We start from the raw sequence: 22,471 nt of genomic DNA, 5'->3' as shown, positions 1-22,471 counted from the left end.
AGTGGAATGGCCAAGACGATCGATGCCGCGACCCTGAAGGCGGCCCTGGACGGCGACGGGGAGATCGCGCTGATCGATGTGCGCGAGCAGGCGGCCTACGGCGCGTCCCACCCGATTCTGGCCGCCAATATTCCGCTGGGTCAGCTCGAGCTCCGGGTCGGCGAGCAGATCCCGCGCCGGTCCACGCCGGTCGTGGTCGAGGATGCCGGCGAAGGGCTGGCCGAGCGCGCGGCCGCGCTACTGGAAGGCTTCGGCTACACCGACGTCGCCGTGCTGGACGGCGGCACCAAGGCCTGGGCGGTGGCGGGCTTCGAGCTGTTCAGCGGCATGTACGTCCCGTCCAAGGCATTCGGCGAGTTCGTCGAGCATGCCTACGACACCCCCTCGGTGTCGGCCGACGAGCTGAAGGCGATGATGGAGTCCGGCGAGAAGCTGGTGGTGCTCGACAGCCGGCCGATGGACGAATACCGGGTCATGAACATCCCCACCGGCATCGACGTGCCGGGTGCGGAGCTGGTCTACCGGGTAGGGCAGGTGGCACCCGATGCCGACACGACCGTGGTGGTTAACTGCGCCGGCCGCACCCGCTCGATCATCGGCGCCCAGTCGCTGATCAATGCCGGCATCCCGAACAAGGTCGTGGCTCTGCGCAACGGCACCATGGGCTGGCACCTGTCGGGCTATCAGCTCGAGCACGGCAACGACCGCACCGCGCCGGAGCCGGCCGAGGACATCCTGGCCAAGGCCGTGGCGCAGGCGGAGGCTTGTGCGCAACGCTTCGGCGTGAAGACCGTCGATGCGGATACCCTCGACGCCTGGCGCGAGCAGCGGGACAGCCGCACCCTGGCGATCCTGGATGTGCGGACATTGGAAGAGTTCGAGGCGCGGCGCATCGCCGACAGCCGTCATGCGCCGGGCGGCCAACTCGTGCAGGCGACCGACAGCTACCTGCCGGTGCGCAACGCGCGGGTCGTGCTGGTCGACGACCGCAAGGTGCGGGCGCTGATGACCGCGAGCTGGCTGGTGCAGCTCGGCTGGCGCGACGTGTATGTGCTGACCGCGTCGCTCGACAGCCAGCGCACGGTCTCGGGCCGCTACACGCCGGAGATCCTCGGCCTCGACGCCGTTTCGGAGGTGAAGACCGTTCCGGCCGCCGCCGCCCGGTCCCTGGCGGAGGCCGGTGCGGTCGTCCTCGATCTGGCCAAGGCGCTGGACTACCGCGACGCCCATCCCGAGGGCGCCTGGTGGGCCGGCCGGGTGGCCATCGCCGACAATCTGTCGAAGATCCCGGCGGACAAGGCCATCGTCCTGACCTCGCCCGACGGCATGCTGGCCCGTTTCGCCGCCGCAGATCTGAGCGGCACCGGGCGCGACATTTCGGTGATCGAGGGGGGCACCGCGGCCTGGAAGGTGGCCGGCCTGCCCCTGCAGAGCGGCATGACCGCCGTCCTGTCGGAGCCGGATGACAGCTACCTGCGGCCCTACGATCGCACCAACAAGGCAGAGATCGAAAAGGCGATGAACGACTATCTGACCTGGGAAGTCGCGCTGGTCGAGCAGATCAAGAAGGCCGGCGGCATCAGCTTCAGGCACTTTCCCGCCTGACCGATCGGGGCCTTTAGCGGGCCGCGCGCACCTGCGGTTCGTCGGCCAGACGGGTGTCCAGCACCAGCTCGCGGAACCGACGGTAGAGCCGCGGCTCCAGATGCGGGCCGGCCATGGTGTCCATGATGGCGAAGGCCTGGTCGCGCTCCATCGGCTCCTTGTAGTCGCGCCGGTCGGTGAGGGCGGAGAACACGTCGACCACCGCCGTGCACAGCGACATCTCGTGGATCTGACCCCGGGTCTGGCCGTCCGGGTAGCCGGTACCGTCCAGCTTCTCGTGGTGATGGCGCACCGCGGAGATCAGGTCCGGCAGATCGCGGTAGCCTTCGTTGACCAGTTGGGCGCCGTAGACCGGGTGCAGGCTCATCTCCTGACGCTCCGCCTCGGTCAGCGAGCCCGGTTTCGCCAGGATCGACAGCGGCACCTGCATCTTGCCCAGATCGTGCAGCAGTCCGGTCTCGGCCATGAGCCGGAGCTGGTCGTCCCCCACGCCGATCGCGCGGCCGAAGGACGCCATCAGGATTCCGACCCGCAGACTGTGGGCGAAGGTGCTGTCATGGTGCCCGCGGAGCTGATGGAGCATCGGCGCCACGCTCGGATCGCCGGCGAGATCGACGACACTGGCGGCAGCGCTGGCGACCAGCTTGCGGCCTTCCAGGTCGATCCCGCCGGTCGCGGTCATGTCCTCCAACTGCGTGAAGAGCTGCCGGCCGCTCTGCATGACCTGGCCGGCGGGTTTGGACAGGGCGCTGAGAGTCTCGTCCTCGCTGACGGTGCCGTACGCCCGCCAGAAGCTGTTCAGGAACTCGCCGGTCTCCGGCGACCCGGTGATCGCGGCGTCGATGACCCGTTCCTCGATCAGCCGCCCGATCGGCAGGGTCATCTTCGGCGCCACCATGATCAGGGACTGCCGCCCGCCCGCCCGCAGGGCGTTCGCCTGCTGCGCCAGCCACATCCCGTCGCCGCCGACCAGCTGGTTCTCGATCACGATGCAGTCCGGGTGGGTCTCGAACGTCTTCGCGGCGCTCGGGTCGTTCGGGATCACCGTGATGGCGAAGGTCTGCCGCAGGACGTTGAGCACGGCCGCATAGCGCGCCGGGCGGGCGGTGCAGAACACCAGCCTCGGCTTACGTGCCGCGATGGGAGACCTGTTGGGCAAGGAGACACCTCGATCAGTCGGATCCGGCCCTACCTATCGGTCAGGCGGCTGAGGATAGCAGGGATCCTGGTCGGAGCGGTTAACGGAGCACTCAACCCGCAACGGCGGCGATCGCCCGCATGCGGTCGAGCCCGGCCTCCACATCGGCGATCAGATCGTCCGGATCCTCCAGTCCGGTATAGAACCGGACGATGGGACCCTCGTGCGGCCAGGTCGTGGCGCTGCGTTCCGGGGTGATGTCTGTCGGCTTGACCAGGCTTTCGAACCCGCCCCAGCTCGCGCCCATGCCGAACAGCGTGAGCCCGTCGTAGAAGGCGGCGAGTGCCTGATCCGGCACCGGCTTGAAGACGGCGGAGAACAGGCCGCTGCAGCCGCTGAAATCGCGCTTCCACAGGGCATGGTCCGGATGGCTCTCCAGGGCAGGGTGGAGCACGCACTCGATCTCCGGGCGTCCTTCCAGCCATCGGGCCAGCGCGAGGCCGGTCTCGCCGGTCTGTCGCAGGCGGATCTCCATGGTGCGAAGGCCGCGCGCCGCCAGATACAGATCGTCGGGCGCTACGTAGTGGCCATGCAGCCGCACGGTGGAGCGGACCTGCTCGCTGTAGTCGCGGGTGCTGGCGAGCAGCCCCATGATCACGTCTGAATGGCCGCCAATATACTTGGTCACCGCCTCGTTGACGATGTCGACGCCGAGCGCGAACGGATCGCAGAACAGCGGCGTACCCCAGGTGTTGTCCATCATCACCACCGCGCCGGCCTTGTGCGCGACCTCGGCGATCGCCGGGATGTCCTGGACCTCGAAGGTCTGGGAGCCGGGGCTCTCGGTATAGACGCAAGCCGTGTTGGGGCGCATCAGCCCGGCGATGCCGGCGCCGATCCGGGGGTCGTAATAGGTCGTCTCGACCCCGAACTTCGCCAGGACCTGCTCGCAGAACTTTCGGGTCGGGAAATAGGCGGTGTCGGTCATCAGCAGGTGGTCGCCGGCCTTCAGCACCGCCAGCAGCCCGGCGGTGATCGCCGACAGGCCGGAGGAGGTCATGACCACGTCGCCCGCCTTGTAGATCTCGCAGAGAGCCGCCTCCAGACGGTAGGTGGTCGGCGTGCCGCTCACCCCATAGGTGATCGGGGCGTCGATCCCTTCATTATAATTCGGCGGCGGGGCGGAACGTACCTGGCGCCAGGCCTCCAGGCTCGGGGCGAGGACCGTCGAGGCGTGGAACACCGGAGTATTCACGACTCCACTGAACTCGTGCGGCGTGCGCCCGGCGTGAATCAGTCGGGTGCGTGTCTTGTGCTGGCGGTCTTCGGCCATCTTTTCCTCGAAAGGGTTACCTCGGGTGTCCAGGAGCAAGTCGGGACAATGTTCGTTGCGTGCAGTCTCGGTTCGTCTGGCGCCTGGGACAAGAGCACTCGCGCCGAGACCTGGAAAGCTTGCTTTTCAGGTAAACGCCATGTTGGAATGATCATGTTCCGGGCGGCTTGCATCCTTTGACGGCATCCGAACGGCAATTGCACGCCTTTTGGGCAATTGTCTGGCGTGACGGGGGGCAAAAAGTCGCGGAATTCGGTCAATGACATCCTGGCAAGGTCTTTGCGAAGGCTGGAATCCGGGATCGCATAGGTCGATCCAGTTACAACGATAACCTGGGTGGGTTTCACATCATGAAGAAGGTCAGCCTTTTGGCTCTGGGCGCGGGGTTCTTGGCAAGCCTCGCGATTACTCCCGAGCCGGTCCTGGCACAGGACAGCACGCTGGAGATCGTCAAGAACCGCGGCATTCTGCGTTGCCAGGTCGGCACGCCGGCGCCCGGTTTCTACTCGCTGTCCGATGACGGCAAGTGGTCCGGCTTCGACGTCGAGAACTGCCGCGCGGTTTCCGCGGCGATCTTCGGCGACCCCGACAAGATCGAGTACCAGTCGGTGACGTCCGCCGTCCGGTTCACCGCGATGGCGAACGGCGAGTCCGATGTGCTGTCGCGCACCACCACGTGGACCCTGTTCCGCGATACGCAGCTCGGCCTGGATTTCACCACGGTGAACTTCTATGACGGCCAGGGTTTCATGGTCACCAACGACAGCGGCGTGACCAGCGCCCTGGAGCTTGCCGGTGCGACGGTCTGCGTGCTGACCGGTACCACCACCGAGCTGAACCTGACCGACTACAGCCGGACCAACTCCCTCGACATCAACCCGGTTGTGTTCGAGGACAGCAACGTGCGTGACAGCACGTTCTTCTCGGGCGGCTGCGATGCCATCACCAACGACAAGTCGAGCCTGGCCTCGACCCGCGCCAAGGCGCCGGACCAGTCGATCTTCACCATCCTGCCGCAAACCATCTCGAAGGAGCCGCTGGGCCCGGTCGTTCGTCAGAACGACAGCCAGTGGAACGACATCGTGATGTGGTCGCTCTTCGCCATGATCAATGCCGAGGAGATGGGCATCAATTCCGGCAACGTCGACGAGATGAAGGCCAGCAGCACCAACCCGGAAATCAAGCGCATGCTTGGTGTCGAGGGCGACCTGAACAAGGGTCTCGGCCTTGAGCCGGAGTGGGCCTACAACATCATCAAGACCGTGGGCAACTACGCGGAGAACTACGAAGAGTTCATGGGTCCGAAGACCGTCATGAACATCCCGCGGGCCGGGTCGGTGAACGACCTGTGGACCAAGGGCGGCCTGATGTACTCCCCGCCGTTCCGGTGATCGTCTGAATGCTTCGGTGCCCGGTCGAGTCTTCGACCGGGCACCGTTTCTTTAGACATTAAAATTACTGCGGTTCGGAGGACGCGCTGATGTCCGCTGTCGACAAGGCTGTCCCGCGTAGGGACGCGCGCTCGATTTCAGAAATCGTCAATGACGAGAGATTTCGGTCGATCTTCTATCAGATCATCGTTGCCGTCGCCGTCATCTGGACGGCTCAGTACCTGATCACGAATACCGCCGAGAACCTTCAGGCTCGCGGCATGTCCACCGGCTTCGAGTTCCTGAGCAGTACGGCAGGGTTCTCGATCGCGTGGTCGATCATCGACTACGAGGCCGGGGACACCTATTTCCACGTCTATCTTGTCGGCATCGCGAACACGCTCATCGTGTCCTTCTTCGCGATCATCGCCACCACGCTGCTTGGTTTCGTGGTCGGCGTGATGCGTCTGTCCAGCAACTTCGTCGTCGCCCAGATCGCCTCGGCCTATGTCGAGGTGATGCGCAACGTGCCGTTGCTGCTGCACATCCTGTTCTGGTTCACCCTGTCCTCGGCCCTGCCGTCGCCCAAGCAAAGCCTGGGCTGGCTGGATAGTTTCTTCCTGAACAACCGAGGCCTGTACGTGCCGGCTCCCGTGCCGGGCGACGGCTTCGACATCGTCATCATCATGGTGCTGATCGGCATCGCCGTGGCCTACGGCGTGACGGTCTGGGCCACCAAGCGTCAGATGGCCACCGGCCAGCGCTTTCCGGCCTTCTGGACGGGCGTCGGCCTGGTGGTCGGCCTGCCGCTCCTGGCGTTCTTCGCCCTGGGCGCGCCGCTGACCTTCGACTATCCGGCGCTGAAGGGGTTCAACTTCCAGGGCGGTGCCGATGTGCCGCGGGCGTTCTGCGCCCTGCTGTTCGCCCTGGTCCTGTACCACACGGTCTTCATGGCCGAGGCGGTGCGCGCCGGCATCCTGTCGGTCAGCCACGGCCAGACCGAGGCGTCCTACTCCCTCGGCCTGAAGCCGAGCTGGACCCTGCGCCTCGTCGTCATCCCGCAGGCCATGCGCGCGGTCGTCCCGCCGATGATCAGCAACTGGATGAACGTCGTGAAGAACTCGTCGCTGGCGATCGCCATCGGCTATCCGGATCTCGTCGCGGTCTTCATGCAGACCTCGCTGAACCAGTCCGGCCATGCGATCGAAATCGTCGCCATGGTGATGCTGTTCTACATGACCGTCAGCCTGACGATCTCGGCAGCGCTGAACTACTACAACAAACTCGTTCAGATTAAGGAGCGGTGAGTCATGACGGATGCGACTCAATCCGACACCGCCTTCCGCCCGAAACCGAGCCTGCCTCCGCCGGCCAATACGGTCGGCGTGGTGGGCTGGCTGCGCAAGAACCTGTTCGGCGGCCCGATCGACACGATCCTGACGCTGCTGGGCGTCTACCTCCTGTACCTGATCGTCCAGTTCGCCGTCGAATACGGCATCATCAACGCGGTCTGGACGGCGGATACCTATCGCGAGTGCCTCGACATCAACCTGGGTGAGGGGGCCTGCTGGGCCGGCATCGGTGCCTGGTTCAACAGCATGATGTACGGCCGCTATCCCGACGAGGAGCAGTGGCGGGTCAATCTCGGGGGCATCATCCTGCTGCTCTGGCTGATCCCGTTCTGGCTGCCGAAGGTCACGGGCAAGATCCAGGTCGGCATGTCGGCCGTTCTGACCTTCCCGTTCCTCGCGGCATCGATGTTCATCGGCGGCGATACCGGGATCTTCCTGCATGTGATGGCCTCCATCGCCCTGACCCTGTTTGTCGCGGTCTGGCTGCATGTGGCCGCGTGCTACGTCCTGGGCAGGTCGCTGCCGGAGCTCCTGATCTCCATAACCGGCTTCACCGACAAGGACGACCGGCTGCACAAGTACGTGCTGCTCGGCGCCTTCGCGGTCGGTTTCGTGATCGCCCTGATCTACCACATGAGCTGGGACCTGGTTGAGGTGCAGACCACGATCTGGGGCGGGCTGTTCCTGACCCTGGTGATCTCCGGCATCGGCATCGCCTCGGCTCTGCCGAACGGCATTCTTCTGGCGCTGGGCCGACGTTCCAAGATGCCGGTCATCCGGGTGTTCTGTACCTCGTTCATCGAGCTGTTCCGCTCGGTGCCGCTGATCACCATCCTGTTCATGGCCGTGACCATGATGCCGCTGTTCCTGCCGGTCGAATTCAACCCGCCGAAGCTGGCGATGGTGATCGTGGCGGTCTGCATCTTCGCCGCTGCCTACATGGCGGAGACGGTGCGCGGCGGTCTGCAGGCGGTCAACAAGGGGCAGTACGAGGCCGCGCAGTCCATGGGGTTGTCCTTCTGGAAGATGATGGCTCTCATCGTGATGCCGCAGGCCCTGAAGCTGATGATCCCGAACATCGTCGGCAGCTTCATGGGCCTGATGAAGGACACCACGCTGGTGTCGATCATCGGTCTTTACGACATCCTGCTGATGGGCAAGGCGGCGGGTCAGAATCCGAGCTGGCTTGGGTTCCATACGGAGCCGCTGCTGTTCACTGCGTCCATCTTCTTCGTGCTCTGCTTCGCCATGTCGAAATACAGCCAGCATCTCGAACGGACGATCGGCGGCGGCTACGGCCGGCGGTGACGGTCCGATAACGAACGAGAACAGGGAATCCACCAATGAGCCTCGACACTCAACTCCCCGACGACGGCGTCCATGTCGCCTCCGCCATCTCCGACGAGGTGGTCATCGAACTGGCCTCGGTGAACAAGTGGTTTGGCGAGTTCCATGTCCTCAAGGACATCAACCTCTCGGTCAACAAGGGTGAGCGGATCGTGATCTGCGGCCCGTCCGGGTCCGGCAAGTCGACGATGATCCGCTGCATCAACCGGCTGGAGGAACACCAGGCCGGCGATATCATCGTCAACGGCACCGAGATGGGCACCAACATCAAGAACATCGACGCGATCCGTCGCAACGTCGGCATGGTGTTCCAGCAGTTCAACCTGTTCCCGCACCTGACGGTGCTGGAGAACTGCACGCTCGCCCCGATCTGGGTGAAGAACATGCCCAAGGCCGAGGCCGAGAAGATCGCCATGCAGTATCTCGAGCGGGTGAAGATCCCCGAACAGGCGGCCAAGTATCCCGGCCAGCTCTCCGGTGGTCAGCAGCAGCGCGTGGCGATCGCCCGTTCGCTCTGCATGAGCCCGACCATCATGCTGTTCGACGAGCCGACCTCGGCCCTGGATCCGGAAATGATCTCCGAGGTGCTGGACGTTATGGTCGGCCTCGCCGAGAGCGGCATGACGATGCTGGTGGTCACCCACGAGATGGGCTTCGCCAAGCGCGTCGCCGACCGGGTGATTTTCATGGACCAGGGCGAAATCGTGGAGCAGAACACTCCGGACGAATTCTTCACCAATCCCAAATCGGATCGTACCAAGCTGTTCCTGAGCCAGATCCTGGCCCACTGACCGCGTCCGAGATTGGATGAGACGGCCAAACCCGCGGGGGGCGGGGGAGGTCCGGGGGGCGTGCCGGTTCGCTGGTGCGCCCCCTATCTATTTGGCACACCATAAAAACACCAAAGAGACCAACGGGAGGATCTTATGGTCGAGGACAAGGGCGTTGCCCTGATCGCCGGCGTGTCAGGCATCGTCGGGCGCGGCATCGCCACGCGGCTGCTGGTGCAGGGGTGGCGGGTCATCGGCCTGTCCCGGACCCCGCCGAAGCCGGCGATCGACGGGTTGGAGCATGTGGCGGCCGACCTGACCGATGCCGAGGGGCTGAAGGCGGCCCTGGCGCGGCTCGGGGCGGCGGTCACCCATATCTTCTACGCCGGCCGCGCGCCGGATCCCGATCCGGAAGTCGAGGCGGCGCGCAATACGGCGATGCTGGTGAACACGGTCGAGGCGGCGCAGGCTGCGGGCGCCCGCCTGGTCCACGTCCATTCGGTGCATGGAACCAAGTGGTACGGCAGCCATGTCGGTCCGTTCAAGACGCCGGCCGAGGAGGACGATCCGCGCTGTGCGGTGCCGAACTTCTATTTCGACCAGCAGGACTGGCTGGAGGCGGAGGGGCCGAAGCGCGGCTTTTCCTGGTCGACCACCCGGCCGCATCTGCTGATCGGCTTCTCGCTCGGCTATCCGCACAACATCCTGAGTGTCGTCGCCGTCCACGCGGTGCTGTGCCGCGAGCAGGGGCGGCCGCTGACCTTCCCGGGAACCCAGAGCCATTTCGACCGGGTCTCCCAGGTCACCGATATCGATCTGCTGGTCGACGCGATGCAGTGGTGCGCGACCAGCCCCTCGGCCGCGAACCAGCCGTTCAACGTGATCAATGCCGACTATTTCCGCTGGAAGGAGGTGTGGCCGGACATCGCCGCCTTCTTCGAACTGGAGCCGGCCGGCGTGCAGACCGAAAGCCTGACCGACGCCTTCGCCGCCGCCGCCGGTCCCTGGCGGGAGATGGTGGCGCGCGAGGGGTTGAGCGAGCCGGATATCGGCCGGATCGCCAATGGACCCTATGGCGATGCCACCTTCGCAGCGACCTGGGACGACATGTCGTCGACGGTGAAGATCCGCCGTGCCGGGTTCGACCGGGTGTATGCCAGCCGCGACAGCCTGCTGGGCGCCCTAGCGGCGTATCGGCGTCACCGTGTCATTCCCTGACAGCGAGACCGCATCGGACGGGGTCGGACGCCGCTGGGGGATGGGCAGGCCGGCAAGCCGCGGATCCGGCAGGGTCTCGACATACTGGTCGAACGGCACGAAGCCGGCCTTCTGGTAGGTGCCGATCGCCCGGGGGTGGTCCAGGTCGCAGGTATGCACCCACAGCCGCGTCGTCGGACCGGTCCAGGCGATGTCGATCACGGTGTCCAGCAGGTAGCGTCCCACGCCGCGCCCGATGAACTCCGGCATCAGTCCGAAATAGGCCAACTCCACGTTGCCGTCGTTCCGGCGCCGGTCGATCTCGCCGTAGCCGGCGGGCGCGCCGTCGACGTAGAGGACGTAGATCTCCACCTTGGGATCGGTGATATGGCCGGTCAGTTCCGCGTCGTCCATCAGCCGGCGCGACACCCAGGTCCAGTCGCCGCCCACGGTGTTGTAGAGGTAGCGGTAGAACGAAACGGTCGGCGGCTCCGCGCGGATCAGCGCGGTGCGCATGCTCGCCGGCGGGTGCGGAGAAGGGCGGGTCGGCCGGTTCAGCATCTCCAGGGAGGTGACGACGGTATCCACGGTGCCGAGCCCGATCGCCGGCGCATCGACCATGGGTTTGCTCATCACCACCCGCGGCTCCTCGCTCCAGCCGAGCTTGGCGTAGAAGTCGCGCACCTGGGCGTTGGTGTCGCGGATCAGCAGCTCCGCCTTGGGCACGCCGCGGGTCTTCATCCAGGCCTCGGCGGCCTTCATCACCTGACGTCCCATGCTGGCGCGGCGGCGGTTCGGATCGACCGCCACGTAATAGACCCAGCCCCGATGCCCGTCATAGCCGACCATCACCGACGCCACGACCTTGCCCAGGACATGGGCGACCAGAATGTCGGAGTCCGGCGCGCGGCGCGCGGACTCGATGTCCCGGCGCGGGTCGTTATGCGGCACAAGCAGGCCACAGCGCTCCCACAGGTCGACGATACCGTCGATGTCGTCGGTCTCGATCGGCCGGAACGTCAGGCTCATTGGGCGTCGGCCGGACCGGTATCCACGGGCGTATCCTGGCGCGAGCCCCAGTCGGACCAGGAGCCGTCATAGACCGCCATGCCGGGATGGCCGAGCCGATTGGCGTTCAGCGCGATCATGCAGGCGGTGACGCCCGACCCGCAGGAGGAGATCGTCGGCTTCGACGGGTCGAGGCCCGCCGCCTTGAACTTCGCCGCCACGGCGTCGCTGTCCAGGGCCGTCTTGGTGTCCTTGTTCACCAGCTCGGTGACCGGCAGGGAGCGGGAGCCCGGGATATGGCCGGAGCGCATGCCGGGACGCGGTTCCGCCTCCTCGCCGGTGAAGCGGCCGGCTGGCCGGGCGTCGACGATCTGCACGTCGCCCGCCTTCACGGCCGCCAGCACGTCGTCGCGCGACTTCACCAGTTCCGGGCGGAAGCGTGCCTTGAAGTCGGTCGCCGGGCGCCGCTTCGCCGGGCCGGTCTCCATCGGCCGGCCCTCGGCCTGCCATTTCGGCATACCGCCGTCGAGCACCGCCACCTTGTCGTGCCCGAACAGCCGGAACATCCACCAAGTCCGCGCCGAGGACTGCATGCCGTAAACGTCATACGCCACCACCAGAGTGTCGGCATCGATGCCGAGCGCGCTCGCCGCCTTGGCGAAGGCGTCCGCCCCAGGGACCATGTGGGGCAGGGGATCGTCCGGGTCGCACACCTTGTCGATGTCGAAGCGCTGGGCCCCGGGAATGTGGCCGTCCGGAAACTCCGCATCGGCGTCGCGCTTGGCGGTCGGCAGATGATACGTGCCGTCCAGGACCACGACCTTCGGGTCGTCGATATGCGCGGCCAGCCAGTCGGTGGAAACGAGTGCGTCGGTCATGGTCTGAAATCCTCTCAGTCGTCCAGCCAGGCCGGAACGGGCAGATTCTTTTCGCGCAGGAATGCCGGGTTGAACAGCTTCGACTGATAGCGCGCGCCACCGTCGCAGAGGATGGTCACGATGGTGTGACCCGGCCCCATCTGCTCGGCCAGCTTGATCGCGCCCATCACGTTGATGCCGCTCGACCCGCCGAGGCACAGGCCTTCTTCCTTCAGCAGGTCGAACACCACCGGCAGAGCCTCCTCGTCGGTAACCTGGAACGGCTGGTCGACGACGATATCCTCCAGGTTGGCGGTGATCCGGCCCTGGCCGATGCCTTCGGTGATCGACCCGCCTTCCGCCTTCAGCTCGCCATGGGCGTAATACCCGAAGATCGCGCTGCCCATCGGGTCGGCGAGGCCGATCTGGATGTTCTTGTTGCGCTCCTTCAGGGCCATGCTGATGCCGCCGAGCGTGCCGCCGCTGCCCACCGAGCAGATGAAGCCGTCGACCTTGCCGTCGGTCTGCTCCCAGATCTCCGGACCGGTGGTCTCGTAGTGGCCCTTGCGATTGGCGACATTGTCGAACTGGTTCGCCCAGATGGCGCCGTTCGGTTCCTGTGCCGCGATCTCCTCCGCCAGGCGGCCGGAGTAGCGCACGTAGTTGTTCGGATCCTTGTACGGCACGGCGGGCACCAGGCGGAGGTCGGCGCCGCACAGGCGCAGCATGTCCTTCTTCTCCTGGCTCTGGGTCTCCGGCATGACGATGACGCTGCGATAGCCCAGCGCATTGCCGACCAGGGACAGGCCGATTCCGGTATTGCCGGCCGTGCCCTCGACGATGACGCCGCCGGGCCGCAGCAGGCCTTTCTCCTCCGCGTCGCGCACGATGGCGAGCGCCGCGCGGTCCTTCACCGAGCCGCCGGGATTGAGAAACTCCGCCTTGCCGAGAATCGTGCAGCCGGTGCGTTCCGACGCCGCCTTGAGCTTGATCAGGGGGGTATTGCCGATCGCGCCGATGAAACCGTCACGCACGTCCATGAGGTCGTCTCCGTCCGTCATCCTGTGGCCGACGCGGATCGCGCCGAACTCGTTGCTGGGAGCCTAGCCGGACGGAACGCGGGGATAAAGCTCAGGCGAGGGGGAAACCGGCCGCAGGACGGTCAATACAGTGATCGCGAATGCGAACGAGGGAAGTCAGCCGTCGCCCTGCTCCGCCAGCTTGGCGAGGCGCGGACCCAGCATCCGATAATACATCTTCTCGCTCTTCAGCAGCGGCCCCATGGATTCGTAGAAGGTCCGCGCCTTGTCGTTCCAGGGGTCCGCGGTCCAATCGAGCTGGGTCACCCCACGTTCCACGCAGATCTCCGCCAGCCTGGTCATCAGCCGGCGGCCGATCCCGCCGGTCCGCGCCTTGCGGGTGACGAACAGGTCCTGGATGAACACCGCACTCTGGCAGTTGGCCAGCGCGAAGGTCTCGTTGAAGACGAGAAAGCCGACCGCCCGATCTGCACCGTTGGCGATCAGGATCTCGACCGCCGGCGGCTCTCGGAACGCCTTGTCGGCGATCACGTGGGCCATGTAGGACCGCTGGTAATGGACGGGCAGGGAGTAGAAGGCCAGCAGCTCCTGGCTGAGCAACGCGAGCGCGTCCGCGTCGGCCGGGGTTGCGAAGCGGATATCGACAGGCGCCGGTTCACGGCCACCATAGGCTATCGCTTCCCCCTCAACCGCCATGTGGTAGAACCCCCTAAGTCCCCGCCAACCAGTGAGATCGACCATGGCTGTGCGTACGGAAAGTGTCAACTTCACCGGGGCTTTGGGCGATACGCTCGCAGCCCGGATCGACCGTCCGACGGGCCCGACCCGCGGATATGCGCTCTTCGCGCACTGTTTCACCTGTTCGAAGGATCTCGCCGCCGCCCGCCACATCGCCACGGGTCTCGCCGAGCGCGGGATCGCCGTGTTGCGATTCGACTTCACCGGCCTCGGCCACAGCGAGGGCGAGTTCGCCAACACCACCTTCGCTTCGAACGTGGACGACCTGGTCGCCGCGGCCGATTTCATGCGCCGGGAGTATCGGGCTCCGACTATTCTGGTGGGGCATTCCCTGGGCGGCGCGGCGGTGCTGGCCGCCGCGGCGCGGATCGAAGAGGTGCGCGGCGTGGCGACGATCGGCGCACCGTCGGATCCGACGCATGTGATCCATAACTTCAAGGGAAGCCTCGATGCCATCGAGCGTGACGGCGCTGCGGATGTCGAGCTCGGCGGCCGTCGGTTCCAGATCCGGCGTTCCTTCGTGGAGGATCTGCGCGACCATCGCCTGACGGACATGGTGACGGCCCTGCGCAAGGACCTGCTGATCTTCCATGCGCCCCTTGACGAGATCGTCGGCATAAACAACGCCACCGAGATCTTCGTCGCCGCCAAGCACCCCAAGAGCTTCGTCTCTCTCGACAAGGCGGACCACCTGCTGACGCGCAAGGCCGACAGCGCCTATGTGGCTGCCGTTCTGGCGGGCTGGGCCGAACGCTTCCTGGACGACTCCAGACCCGATGGCGTGCGCGCCGAGGAAGGGGAAGTGGTGGTCGCCGATGCCGGAGACGGCAAGTTTCCGCAGTGGATCGCTGCGGGTCCCCACCACCGGCTGCGGGCCGATGAGCCGGTCTCGGTCGGCGGTACAGATAGCGGCCCCGGCCCCTATGACTTCCTGTTGGCCGGGCTCGGGGCCTGCACCAACATGACCCTGAAGATGTACGCCGACCGTAAGGGCTGGACCTTCGACCGGCTGGAGACCCGTCTGCGCCATGCCAAGGTGCATGCCGAGGATTGCGCGGACTGCGAGTCCCGCGAGGCCAAGATCGACCGGATCGACAGGGTCCTGGTGATCGAAGGGGACTTCGACGCCGATCAGCGGGCCAAGCTTCGCGAGATCGCCGACAGATGCCCGGTGCACCGCACCCTCCACTCGAAAATCTCAATCGTGACGACGCTGGAAGGCGACACCGACGACGAAGCGGCGTCATGATCACGCTGCACCTGATGCGGCACGCCAAGTCCGACTGGGACGGCGGAGAGGCTGACCATGACCGGCCACTGGCGCCGCGCGGCGAACGGGCCGCCGCCGCCATGGCGGTCTATTGCCGACAGCAGGGGATCGCGCCGGATTTCGTTCTGTGTTCCAGCGCCCGCCGGACCCGGGACACTCTGGAGATCCTGCGCGCCGGCCTGCCCGAGGGCGTGCCCGTCGAGACCACCCGGGACATCTACATGGCCAGCGCGGCGCAACTGGTTGCCCGCCTGAAATCGATCCCGGTACGGGCCCGGGTTGCCCTGGTGATCGGGCATAATCCAGGGATGGAGGACGCCGTGGGCCTGTTGACCGGCGCCGGCGTCGGCGTGAAGTTCCCGACCTGCGCGCTGGCGACCCTGGAGGCGGCCAGCGGTTGGGCGGCGCTTGCGCCCAAAGGGGCGGACCTGCGCCGGTTCATCACGCCGAAGGACCTGGTCTGACCGGGAACGGACCTAAGCCCGGGCGGTGACGGTGAGGGTGCGTCCGTCGGGACGGGGGAGACGCAGGGAGTAATAGCGCCAGACGGTCCGGTTGCCGTCGACCTCGACCATTCCGTGGCACAGCTCGAAGATCGGCTCCCCGGCCTGATAGGCCCGCAGCATCCGCCCCTCGGCCCACCGGCCGTAGTTCGCGTCCGGCAGCTCTGACAGCGGCATGCCGGCCAGGCTGGCGTTCCTGGGGAAGAGCTGGATGCCGGCCCCCTGCCACTCCATCAGCATGCGGTCGCCGTCGACCCGGGTCATGGTCGCCCTCCTGGCGATATCCTCGGGCACCTGACCCAAGCCGGCCCTGAACAAGTCCAGCGCCTGCCGCTGCTCCGACGAGGCGAGCCGCTCGAAATCGCGAATGGAGAGTTCCGTTACCTCGTAGGTCCTGGCCGATACCGCGCCGTCTTGGAAAGCTCCGTCCTGGGTCGGCCGGTTGGACGGCCAGTTCTGCCGCGCGTCGGAGTTTCCGCCTTTCAGCAGGCCGGATCCGTCCAGAAACGATCGCCGGGCGACCATACGGGGCAGCAGGGAGTCCTCGACCTCCGGATTCCGGAATCGGACGCCGGATCCGGCTCCGTTGCCGCGCAGAAACTCGATGCCGGCATTCTCCAGCGCCCATTGCAGGCTTCGGCTCGTCGTTGTCAGGGGAACGCGTATGCCGCCTTCGAACTCGATCACCGTGCGCTTGCTGATTCCGGCAAGATCGGCGAGCTGCTGCTGGGTAATGCCAAGTAGGGCGCGGGCGCCTCGGCATTGACTGGGGTTGATCATCCGTCTGTCACTCACTGCCCGTCCCAAATGCCTCGCCAGCACGTGGGATGGACATCATGCTGGTTTTTTCTTTCTACGATTATGCATGTTTGGCGATCGATGGACACCATGGCGACGGCGTGGACCTCGCCCAGCCATCGGATCGCGCCTCAGCCAGGCACATATATGGTGGCTGCCGTTTCGACATGGCATGGCGACGGCCGGAACCGTCCGGCCGGTTGGTCTGCGTCAGTCTGTCGTATTGGTGCCTGAAAAGCTGGCTCCCGGGGAGGGATTCGAACCCCCGACCAAGCGGTTAACAGCCGCTCGCTCTACCACTGAGCTACCCGGGACCAGAGACCGCGCTGTATAGCGTCCTGTCCGATGTCGTTCAAGACGAATGTCGCCTTGTTTCCCACTCTGGAGGCCCCGACCGGAATCGAACCGATGTACAAGGATTTGCAGTCCTCTGCATAACCACTCTGCCACGGGGCCGTGTCTGAGCGGGAGAGGCGTGATACCCGAGCCGGCATGCCCGTGCAAGAGGCTTCCGGCCCTGGCGGGTCCGCCGCGACCGGTTGATCCGCGTCGCCGGTCGATTTTGCGCCGTCGCGGCCCTGAAATTCCCGACGACACCAGCGCCCGGTTCCTCGACCGACCCTGTGAGCAGGTGCAGCATTTCGAGTCTTGTCACGCCTTAAAGATATATCATTATATCATTTCATGAGATCCCGTTTGCCCCACTCCGGCCGTGATTCCCGTCTCTCGCAGGCGGCCGGTCGGGCTGCGGAGCGACCCGCCGGCGGGGAGGCCGGGGCGCTGGGGCGGTTCCGCTCGCCGCTCTACCATCAGATCTACCTGATCATGCGCCAACGCATCGTCGACGGCGAGTTCGGCACCGGCGGCACCCTGCCGAGCGAACAGGTTCTGGCGGAGTTCCACGGCGTGTCGCGAATCACCGCCAAGCGGGCGCTGGACGAGCTGGCCAATGACGGACTCGTCGTACGGGAACGCGGCCGCGGCACGCGGGTCGTCGAAGGCCGCGCCGGGGTGAGGATCTCCGGCCAGGGAACCGGTGCGTTCGACGCGTTGCTCGCCATGGGCGGGGAGACCGAGGTCTCGGTGAAGGAATTCGGCTACGGGCCGGCTGAAGACGACGTGGCCGCGGCCCTAGGCCTGGCCGTCGGCACTACCGTCCAGCGCGCGGTGCGCGTGCGCTCGATCGGCGGCGATCCGTTCTCCCATCTGACCACCCATGTGCCGGAAGAGATCGGTCGCCGGTTCGAAAAATCGGACATGGCCAATACCCCGCTGCTGACCCTGCTGGAACGCGCCGGGGTGATGCCCGCCGCCGCCGATCAGGCGGTCTCGGCGACCTTGGCGGACATGGTTGTGGCCGACCGGCTGGGAATCGGCGTGGGCGCGCCGCTGCTGCGCATCCGCCGGGTGGTGCGCGACGGCGAGGGTCGGGCGATCGAGCTGCTCGTGGCGCTGTACCGATCGGACCTTTACCGGCTGACCATGACCCTGAGCCGCGGCGGCGACGCCGAGGCCGGCTGGTCTCCCGAGGCGGTGACCGGAACCCCTTTCTCGGCCGGTGACATCTGACACGCCGCCGGCGATGCCGGGGAGTAGGGAGAGACTGAACTGACGTGCGGGACCCTGCACAAGAACGGGGCGCGCACCAACGGCGAGAGATCGCCAGAACCTGAACAGGAGACGGAGGTTGGTTATGAAAAAGTCTGTGCTTTTGGGGGCCGTCGCAGCGCTGGGGCTTGCGGTCGCCGGCCCGGTCTCGGCCGAGACCATGAAGTTCGCCGCCGATGTCGGCTACGCGCCTCATGTGATGGCTGTGCCGGCCGGCGGCGTGGAAGGCTACAACGTCGACCTGACCGCCGAGGCCGCCAAGCGGCTGGGTGTGGAATACGAGATCGTCGACCAGGAATGGTCCGGCATCTTCGCCGGTCTGGCAGCCGGGAAATACGTCGCCATCATCGCCCCGACGACCGTGACCGAGGAGCGGGCCGAGAAGATGCTCTTCGGCGAGCCGTATTTCGAGGTGAACTACCAGTTCCTGATCAAGCGCGGCGCGCCGCAGGTCGAGAAGCTGGAGGACCTGAAGGGCAAGACCATCGCCGTCAACAAGGGCAACTTCTACGACAAGTACCTGTCCGAGCGTCAGGATGAGTACGGCTGGAAGATCGAGCGCTTCGGCAAGAACGCCGATGCCATCGCCGCCGTGGCCGCAGGACGGGCCGACGCCAACTTCGCCGGCGACACCGTGGTCGGCTGGACGGCGAAGAAGAATCCGCTGGTCGTCCCGTCCACGCTGGTCATCAAGTCGGGCAGCGTCGGCGCCTTTGCCTTCGACACCTCCAACGCCGAGCTGCGCGCCAAGTTCGAGAAGGTGATCGAGTGCATGAAGGCCGACGGTACGGTCGCGGAGATTCATGAGAAGTGGACCGGTCAGAAGCCGATCGAGGGCGGTGCCGCCTACAAGGTCGAGCCCGGCATCGGCGTGCCCGGCATGCCCGGATACGACGAGACCGCGTCCGACAGCGGCTGCTGAGGACCAGACAATCGCCGCCGGCCGCCTCGTGTGGCCGGCGGCTCCCCACCGCACCAGCCGCCGTCCGTTCGCGCGAGGTCCCCTATGGCGCACGCCCAAACCGCCCCATCGAGATATGTCGTCGAGGCCTATGACATCCATAAATCCTTCGGCGATTTCGAGGCGTTGAAGGGCGTCAATCTGACCGTCGCCCCGCAGGAGCTGGTGTTCATCATCGGCCCGTCCGGATCCGGCAAGAGCACCATGCTGCGCTGCTGCAACCTGCTGGAACAGCCGACCAGCGGCCAGGTGAAGATCACCGGCGAGGAGATCACCAACCGCAGCGTCGACATCAACAAGGTGCGCCAGCGCATCGGCATGGTGTTCCAGCAGTTCAATCTCTACCCGCACATGTCGGCCCTGGGGAACGTGTCCCTCGCCCTGCGCAAGGTGAAGAAGATGGCGCGCAGCGAGGCCGAGGACCGCGCCCAGGCCGCGCTTCAACGGGTCGGTCTCGCGGACAAGGCCGGCAATCACCCGACAGAGCTTTCCGGCGGTCAGCAGCAGCGGGTGGCGATCGCCCGCGCCATCGCCATGGAACCGGATGTCATTCTGTTCGACGAACCGACCTCCGCTTTGGACCCCGAACTGGTCGGCTCGGTGCTGGAGGTGATGCGCGAGCTGCGGGAGAGCGGGATGACCATGGTCGTGGTGAGCCACGAGATGCGCTTCGCCCGCGACGCCGCCGACCGGGTCATCTTCATGGATGGCGGCTTGGTGGTGGAAGAGGGCACGCCGGAGCGGATCTTCACCGACGCGCGCTCGGACCGGCTGAAGTCGTTCCTGCACAGCGTCACCGGGCACTGAGACGCCGAGATGGAGCGTTTCCTCGATCAGTTCTTCAATCTGGAGATCATGGCCCGCTACCTGCCGGACGTGGCGGCGGGCTTTCTGGTCACCATCCAGCTCGCCCTTTCGGTGATCGTGACCGGTCTGCTGTTCGGCCTGGCGCTGGCGGTCGTGCGGGCGTTCCAGGTCCGGCCGGTGAACTGGCTGATCATCCTGTTCGTCGACCTGTTCCGCGCGCTGCCACCGCTGGTGATCCTGATCATCTTCTATTTCGGCCTGCCATTCATCGGCATCACCATGTCGGCCTTCGTGATCTCGTGGATCGTGCTGGCTTCTGTGCTCGCCGCCTTCGCCGAGGAGATCTACTGGGCCGGCATCACCTCGGTGAACAGGGGCCAGTGGGAGGCGTCGCGCTCCACCGGCCTCGGCTTCACACAGACCCTGTTCTACGTGGTGATTCCCCAGGCGATCCGGATGACCATCCCGCCGCTGACCAACCGCACCATCGCCATCACCAAGAATACCGCGCTGGCCAGCGTGGTGACGGTGGAGGAGATGCTGACCGTGGCGCAGACCTCGCTCGCCTATGCCGCCAACACCTCGCCGCTGACCATGGCGGCGATCGGCTACCTGCTGATTTTCTTCCCGCTCACCATGGCGTCGCGCTGGGTCGAGACCCGCTACGCCTGGAAGCGGTGAGGGGGAGGGACGATCATGCTCGACTGGGAAGTCATCAAGTTCAGCTTCTTCAACGAGGACAGCCTGCGCGAGGTCTGGCCGCTGCTGATGAGCGGCTGGTGGATGACCGTCAAGCTCTGCCTCGCCGTGGTACCGCTGGGCTTCTGCTTCGGCGTGTTCCTGGCGACCGTGCACAGCTTCCACATCCGGGCGCTGAACTGGGGGCTGGTGGTGTTCGTCGACTTCTTCCGCTCGATCCCGCCGCTGGTGCTGCTGATCTACGTCACCTACGGCCTGCCGTTCTTCGGTTGGGACGTCCCGCCCTTCGCCGCGGTGCTGGTCGCCTTCACCTTCAATTCCGGCAGTTATTACGGCGAGATCGTACGGGCCGGCATCGAGAGCATTCCGGCCGGCCAGATGGAGGCGGCGCGCTCCACAGGGCTCACCCGGGTGCAGGCGATGATCTACGTGATCCTGCCCCAGGCCTTGCGCAATGTGGCGCCGGATCTGACATCGAATACAATCGAGCTGATCAAGGCGACGTCGATCGCTAGCGTCGTGGCCCTGCCGGAACTGCTGCGCATGGGCCGCGTGGCCCAGGGACTTGTCTACAACGCCACCCCGCTGATGGCGGTGGCGGCGATCTATCTGCTGATGCTGTGGCCGATGGTCCGTCTGCTCTCGCGACTGGAGCGGCGGATGATGTCGGCCCGTTAAGAACTTTACCCATGGGAGGATGAGATGACCGGGTATCTGGATACGGTCTGCGACTTCATCGCGAACACCACGCTGGCGGATATCGCGCCGGCGGCGGTCGATCGGGGCCATCGTGTCTTCGCAGACACAATGGCCGCGATCGGCGCGGGTGCGCGCGAGCCGGAGGTGCAGGCGCTCAAGGCGAAGCTCGTGCCCGTGGCGGGTGGCGAGTCCAGCATCATCGGCACCGGCCTGCGCACCGAACCCGCCAAGGCCGCCTTCCTCAACGGTACCGCCGGCACCTTCCTGGAACTGGACGAGGGCAACCAGTACAGCCGCGGCCATCCGGGCATTCACGCCATCCCGGCCGCCCTGGCCTTCGGCGAGGTCCATGGCAAGTCGGGGGCGGAGGTTATGACCGCCGCGATCCTCGGTTACGAGATCGGCGCGCGCATCGGCATTTCCGCAAAGATCCTGCCGACCATGCACCCGCACGGCACCTGGGGCACCGTCGGGGCCGCCGTCGCCGTCGCCAAGCTGGCCGGGGCGGATGCCGCCAAGATCCGCGAGACCATCAACGTCGCCTCCAGCCTCGGCCTCGCCACCAGCCGGCAGACCATGCTGCAGGGCGGCACGGTGCGGAACTCCTTCGCCGGATTCTCCGGCCAGATGGGCATCCTCGCCTGGCAAATGGTGGAGAGCGGCTTCACCGGCGAGGCCGACGGCTTGTCGACCGTCTGGGGCACGGTGATCTCGACCGAGTGGAAACCGGAGGAGATGACCCGTGAGCTCGGCTCGCGCTGGGAGATCGCCCGCAACTACTTCAAGCGCCACGCCTGCTGCCGCTACAACCACGGCACCCTCGACGCCCTGGCGATGATCGTCGACAAGCGCGGCGGCCTGAGCCCCGACGAGGTGCAGAAGGTGCGGGTGGAGACCTATTCGCTCGCCGCCCAGCTCAGCGACACCTCGCCGAAGAACACGCTGGCCGGAAAGTTCTCGGTGCCCTTCGCCGTCGCCTCGACCCTGATCAACGGTTCCAGCGGGGTGGAAAGCTTCACCTGGGACAAGGTGCTGGACGAGACGATCCAGGCCTTTGCCGACAAGGTGGAGGTGGCCGAGGATCCGGCCCTGACCGCCCTGATGCCGGATTTCCGCCCGGCCCGGGTGATCGTCACCCTTACCGACGGCACCGTGCTGGAGGCGGAGACCAAGACCAACCGCGGCGACACCGAAGACCCCTACGACGACGTCGAACTCGACCGCAAATACGCCGAGCTGACCGGTCTGGTCTGGCCGGACGCGGTGGCGCGTGGAATCTACGAGGACTGCTTCCGTCTGGAGGAGCTGGACGACATCAACGCGCTGACCCGCCGGCTCAACGCAGTCTCCCTCGCCGAGGCCGGGGAGTAG

The 22,471-nt window shown here is 65.9% G+C and carries 21 protein-coding genes and 2 tRNA genes; 14 read left to right on the top strand and 9 right to left on the bottom strand.

The genetic code is table 11. The annotated features are described in order from the left end of the window. Positions 1-6 precede the first annotated feature (6 nt). Positions 7-1,605: a rhodanese-like domain-containing protein gene (locus BLS34_RS02085; protein WP_093147786.1), complete on the top strand. Its 1,599-nt coding sequence runs from the start codon at positions 7-9 to the stop codon at positions 1,603-1,605. Between the two features lie 13 nt (positions 1,606-1,618). On the opposite strand, the gene BLS34_RS02080 is transcribed toward BLS34_RS02085, so the two are convergent. Then, positions 1,619-2,764 (bottom strand): HD-GYP domain-containing protein, encoded by a 1,146-nt coding sequence (locus BLS34_RS02080; protein WP_139189060.1) that lies wholly within the window; start codon positions 2,762-2,764, stop codon positions 1,619-1,621. Positions 2,765-2,855: 91 nt separating this feature from the next. Further along, positions 2,856-4,076, bottom strand: coding sequence for a cystathionine beta-lyase (gene metC / locus BLS34_RS02075; protein WP_093147782.1), 1,221 nt, complete (start codon positions 4,074-4,076; stop codon positions 2,856-2,858). A gap of 350 nt (positions 4,077-4,426) precedes the next feature. Between metC and BLS34_RS02070 the strand changes: the two genes are divergently transcribed. The 5 genes from BLS34_RS02070 to BLS34_RS02050 all read left to right on the top strand — a co-directional run bounded on the left by BLS34_RS02070 (position 4,427) and on the right by BLS34_RS02050 (position 10,133). Then, positions 4,427-5,467, top strand: a complete 1,041-nt coding sequence (locus tag BLS34_RS02070; RefSeq protein ID WP_093147780.1) for an amino acid ABC transporter substrate-binding protein — start codon at positions 4,427-4,429, stop codon at positions 5,465-5,467. Positions 5,468-5,556: 89 nt separating this feature from the next. After that, the gene (locus BLS34_RS02065) at positions 5,557-6,753 is read left to right on the top strand and encodes an amino acid ABC transporter permease (RefSeq protein ID WP_093147778.1); all 1,197 of its coding nucleotides are present in this window, start codon (positions 5,557-5,559) and stop codon (positions 6,751-6,753) included. Positions 6,754-6,756: 3 nt separating this feature from the next. After that, the gene (locus BLS34_RS02060) at positions 6,757-8,106 is read left to right on the top strand and encodes an amino acid ABC transporter permease (RefSeq protein ID WP_028794775.1); all 1,350 of its coding nucleotides are present in this window, start codon (positions 6,757-6,759) and stop codon (positions 8,104-8,106) included. 35 nt (positions 8,107-8,141) lie between these two features. After that, the gene (locus tag BLS34_RS02055; RefSeq protein ID WP_038014192.1) at positions 8,142-8,936 is read left to right on the top strand and encodes an amino acid ABC transporter ATP-binding protein; all 795 of its coding nucleotides are present in this window, start codon (positions 8,142-8,144) and stop codon (positions 8,934-8,936) included. Positions 8,937-9,071: 135 nt separating this feature from the next. Further along, complete coding sequence (locus BLS34_RS02050) at positions 9,072-10,133, top strand: SDR family oxidoreductase (RefSeq protein WP_093147776.1); 1,062 nt, start codon at positions 9,072-9,074, stop codon at positions 10,131-10,133. On the opposite strand, the gene BLS34_RS26370 is transcribed toward BLS34_RS02050, so the two are convergent. The 4 genes from BLS34_RS26370 to BLS34_RS02025 all read right to left on the bottom strand — a co-directional run bounded on the left by BLS34_RS26370 (position 10,098) and on the right by BLS34_RS02025 (position 13,713). After that, positions 10,098-11,141 carry a GNAT family acetyltransferase gene (locus tag BLS34_RS26370; RefSeq protein WP_245701889.1) on the bottom strand — a complete coding sequence of 348 codons (1,044 nt, stop codon included), beginning with the start codon at positions 11,139-11,141 and terminating at the stop codon, positions 10,098-10,100. The genes BLS34_RS02050 and BLS34_RS26370 overlap by 36 nt on opposite strands. Beyond that, the gene (sseA, locus tag BLS34_RS02035; RefSeq protein WP_093147774.1) at positions 11,138-11,998 is read right to left on the bottom strand and encodes a 3-mercaptopyruvate sulfurtransferase; all 861 of its coding nucleotides are present in this window, start codon (positions 11,996-11,998) and stop codon (positions 11,138-11,140) included. Before sseA ends, BLS34_RS26370 begins: the two co-directional genes overlap by 4 nt. A 14-nt stretch (positions 11,999-12,012) precedes the next feature. After that, positions 12,013-13,017, bottom strand: a complete 1,005-nt coding sequence (locus tag BLS34_RS02030; RefSeq protein WP_093147772.1) for a cysteine synthase A — start codon at positions 13,015-13,017, stop codon at positions 12,013-12,015. Positions 13,018-13,173: 156 nt separating this feature from the next. Continuing rightward, entirely contained in the window at positions 13,174-13,713 is a 540-nt protein-coding gene (locus BLS34_RS02025; RefSeq protein ID WP_175474070.1) for a GNAT family N-acetyltransferase, read from the bottom strand. Positions 13,714-13,756: 43 nt separating this feature from the next. Between BLS34_RS02025 and BLS34_RS02020 the strand changes: the two genes are divergently transcribed. Beyond that, positions 13,757-15,004 carry a bifunctional alpha/beta hydrolase/OsmC family protein gene (locus tag BLS34_RS02020; protein WP_093147767.1) on the top strand — a complete coding sequence of 416 codons (1,248 nt, stop codon included), beginning with the start codon at positions 13,757-13,759 and terminating at the stop codon, positions 15,002-15,004. Continuing rightward, a complete protein-coding gene (locus tag BLS34_RS02015) occupies positions 15,001-15,489 on the top strand; it encodes a SixA phosphatase family protein (RefSeq protein ID WP_175474069.1) in 489 nt (162 codons plus the stop codon). Before BLS34_RS02020 ends, BLS34_RS02015 begins: the two co-directional genes overlap by 4 nt. Positions 15,490-15,501: 12 nt before the next feature. On the opposite strand, the gene BLS34_RS26160 is transcribed toward BLS34_RS02015, so the two are convergent. The 3 genes from BLS34_RS26160 to BLS34_RS02000 all read right to left on the bottom strand — a co-directional run bounded on the left by BLS34_RS26160 (position 15,502) and on the right by BLS34_RS02000 (position 16,782). Beyond that, a complete protein-coding gene (locus BLS34_RS26160; protein WP_215906017.1) occupies positions 15,502-16,308 on the bottom strand; it encodes a helix-turn-helix transcriptional regulator in 807 nt (268 codons plus the stop codon). A 257-nt stretch (positions 16,309-16,565) separates the two neighbouring features. Continuing rightward, positions 16,566-16,640: transfer RNA gene (locus BLS34_RS02005), tRNA-Asn, on the bottom strand. Between the two features lie 68 nt (positions 16,641-16,708). Continuing rightward, positions 16,709-16,782, bottom strand: a tRNA-Cys gene (locus BLS34_RS02000). Between the two features lie 228 nt (positions 16,783-17,010). Here BLS34_RS02000 and BLS34_RS01995 point away from each other — a divergent pair. The 6 genes from BLS34_RS01995 to BLS34_RS01970 all read left to right on the top strand — a co-directional run bounded on the left by BLS34_RS01995 (position 17,011) and on the right by BLS34_RS01970 (position 22,471). After that, positions 17,011-17,895 carry a GntR family transcriptional regulator gene (locus BLS34_RS01995; RefSeq protein ID WP_093147763.1) on the top strand — a complete coding sequence of 295 codons (885 nt, stop codon included), beginning with the start codon at positions 17,011-17,013 and terminating at the stop codon, positions 17,893-17,895. A 124-nt stretch (positions 17,896-18,019) separates the two neighbouring features. Further along, the gene (locus BLS34_RS01990) at positions 18,020-18,856 is read left to right on the top strand and encodes a transporter substrate-binding domain-containing protein (protein WP_038014195.1); all 837 of its coding nucleotides are present in this window, start codon (positions 18,020-18,022) and stop codon (positions 18,854-18,856) included. Between the two features lie 84 nt (positions 18,857-18,940). Then, a complete protein-coding gene (locus BLS34_RS01985) occupies positions 18,941-19,702 on the top strand; it encodes an amino acid ABC transporter ATP-binding protein (RefSeq protein WP_093147762.1) in 762 nt (253 codons plus the stop codon). Positions 19,703-19,711: 9 nt separating this feature from the next. Beyond that, on the top strand, positions 19,712-20,383 hold the full coding sequence (locus tag BLS34_RS01980; protein ID WP_028794783.1) for an amino acid ABC transporter permease: 672 nt from the start codon (positions 19,712-19,714) through the stop codon (positions 20,381-20,383). Between the two features lie 15 nt (positions 20,384-20,398). Then, positions 20,399-21,079: an amino acid ABC transporter permease gene (locus BLS34_RS01975; protein WP_028794784.1), complete on the top strand. Its 681-nt coding sequence runs from the start codon at positions 20,399-20,401 to the stop codon at positions 21,077-21,079. 24 nt (positions 21,080-21,103) lie between these two features. Then, complete coding sequence (locus BLS34_RS01970) at positions 21,104-22,471, top strand: MmgE/PrpD family protein (protein WP_093147760.1); 1,368 nt, start codon at positions 21,104-21,106, stop codon at positions 22,469-22,471.

The organism is Thalassobaculum litoreum DSM 18839 (assembly GCF_900102465.1).
Taxonomy (GTDB): Bacteria; Pseudomonadota; Alphaproteobacteria; order Thalassobaculales; family Thalassobaculaceae; genus Thalassobaculum; species Thalassobaculum litoreum.
Note: the sequence above shows the minus strand (reverse complement) of the source record. Positions and strands in the feature narration are given on the sequence as shown.

Bases quoted from the DNA above. Each gene is read 5' to 3' on its own strand.
- metC (WP_093147782.1), bottom strand. From the start codon at position 4,076: ATGGCCGAAGACCGCCAGCACAAGACACGCACCCGACTGATTCACGCC.
- BLS34_RS02055 (WP_038014192.1), top strand. From the start codon at position 8,142: ATGAGCCTCGACACTCAACTCCCCGACGACGGCGTCCATGTCGCCTCC.
- BLS34_RS26370 (WP_245701889.1), bottom strand. From the start codon at position 11,141: ATGAGCCTGACGTTCCGGCCGATCGAGACCGACGACATCGACGGTATC.
- BLS34_RS02015 (WP_175474069.1), top strand. From the start codon at position 15,001: ATGATCACGCTGCACCTGATGCGGCACGCCAAGTCCGACTGGGACGGC.
- BLS34_RS02070 (WP_093147780.1), top strand. From the start codon at position 4,427: ATGAAGAAGGTCAGCCTTTTGGCTCTGGGCGCGGGGTTCTTGGCAAGC.
- BLS34_RS01970 (WP_093147760.1), top strand. From the start codon at position 21,104: ATGACCGGGTATCTGGATACGGTCTGCGACTTCATCGCGAACACCACG.
- sseA (WP_093147774.1), bottom strand. From the start codon at position 11,998: ATGACCGACGCACTCGTTTCCACCGACTGGCTGGCCGCGCATATCGAC.
- BLS34_RS01985 (WP_093147762.1), top strand. From the start codon at position 18,941: ATGGCGCACGCCCAAACCGCCCCATCGAGATATGTCGTCGAGGCCTAT.
- BLS34_RS02025 (WP_175474070.1), bottom strand. From the start codon at position 13,713: ATGGCGGTTGAGGGGGAAGCGATAGCCTATGGTGGCCGTGAACCGGCG.
- BLS34_RS01980 (WP_028794783.1), top strand. From the start codon at position 19,712: ATGGAGCGTTTCCTCGATCAGTTCTTCAATCTGGAGATCATGGCCCGC.
- BLS34_RS02030 (WP_093147772.1), bottom strand. From the start codon at position 13,017: ATGGACGTGCGTGACGGTTTCATCGGCGCGATCGGCAATACCCCCCTG.
- BLS34_RS01975 (WP_028794784.1), top strand. From the start codon at position 20,399: ATGCTCGACTGGGAAGTCATCAAGTTCAGCTTCTTCAACGAGGACAGC.
- BLS34_RS02085 (WP_093147786.1), top strand. From the start codon at position 7: ATGGCCAAGACGATCGATGCCGCGACCCTGAAGGCGGCCCTGGACGGC.
- BLS34_RS26160 (WP_215906017.1), bottom strand. From the start codon at position 16,308: ATGATCAACCCCAGTCAATGCCGAGGCGCCCGCGCCCTACTTGGCATT.
- BLS34_RS02050 (WP_093147776.1), top strand. From the start codon at position 9,072: ATGGTCGAGGACAAGGGCGTTGCCCTGATCGCCGGCGTGTCAGGCATC.
- BLS34_RS02065 (WP_093147778.1), top strand. From the start codon at position 5,557: ATGTCCGCTGTCGACAAGGCTGTCCCGCGTAGGGACGCGCGCTCGATT.
- BLS34_RS01995 (WP_093147763.1), top strand. From the start codon at position 17,011: ATGAGATCCCGTTTGCCCCACTCCGGCCGTGATTCCCGTCTCTCGCAG.
- BLS34_RS02020 (WP_093147767.1), top strand. From the start codon at position 13,757: ATGGCTGTGCGTACGGAAAGTGTCAACTTCACCGGGGCTTTGGGCGAT.
- BLS34_RS01990 (WP_038014195.1), top strand. From the start codon at position 18,020: ATGAAAAAGTCTGTGCTTTTGGGGGCCGTCGCAGCGCTGGGGCTTGCG.
- BLS34_RS02060 (WP_028794775.1), top strand. From the start codon at position 6,757: ATGACGGATGCGACTCAATCCGACACCGCCTTCCGCCCGAAACCGAGC.